The sequence below is a fragment of the Croceitalea sp. P059 genome (assembly GCF_031846365.1).
Classification (GTDB): domain Bacteria; phylum Bacteroidota; class Bacteroidia; order Flavobacteriales; family Flavobacteriaceae; genus Croceitalea; species Croceitalea vernalis.
Genome location: NZ_JAVRHW010000015.1, coordinates 1 through 800 on the forward strand (window position 1 = coordinate 1; position 800 = coordinate 800).

Here is an 800-nt window from a genome sequence, read left to right on the forward strand (position 1 = left end):
ATTCTTACATATCTTCCGTTAGCTGTAATAGGTATGTTCTCTTGAAGAGCTGCATTACCAGCAAAGAATTGATTTGTTATCGCATTGTCATCTAAAAGGTTTTGAAGCGAAGCATTTTCATCAAAAGGATTTTCAGAAATAAGCACATAGAAGTTATTAAGTCTGGCTTGTAGTTTATCCGTTCTATTATAAATTACAATTTCTTCGATAACATTTTCTTCACCTAAATCTACTTGCCACCAAGATTCGTTTTCTCCACTTACGGTATGTTGCAGATCCGCACTCCAAGGCGAAGTTCCATTGGTATTTCCATCAATGGCATAAGAAGCTTCACCAAACCCGTAAGTTGAAGATTGAGAAGCTGTTCCAGTTAATGCAAGGTTTGTTGTTGTGGTGCAGGTACCTCCACCAGTTGAAGCCGCTTCAACAATAATTGAAATGGTTTCATCTTTAGTACAACCATTTCCAAAATCCACGGTATAAGTTACGTTATAGGTTCCTTCTCCAGCTGAAGGGTCAAAATCACCATTAGTAGTATCACCGCTCCATACACCACCTATTGGCAGCGCAGTAAGAGATTGTATACCAGCATCGGTTGCAAATGGTCCGGCAGGGTCAATGGTGACATCTTCAGCACCTAGACAAGGGTCTACAGTATCACTAATAATAAGTTCAATAGTATCTTCTTTAATACAATCATTTCCGAAATCAACGGTATAGGTAATGGAATAGGTTCCTTCACCTATTGCAGGGTCAAATGTTCCATCAGTTGAATCACCGCTCCAAACACCTCCCGTAGG

1 protein-coding gene is annotated in these 800 nt (G+C 39.8%); it reads right to left on the reverse strand.

Features of this window, described 5'->3' with window-relative positions:
• On the reverse strand, positions 1-800 hold an 800-nt coding region (locus RM542_RS14805; RefSeq protein WP_311386528.1), incomplete at both ends, for a discoidin domain-containing protein.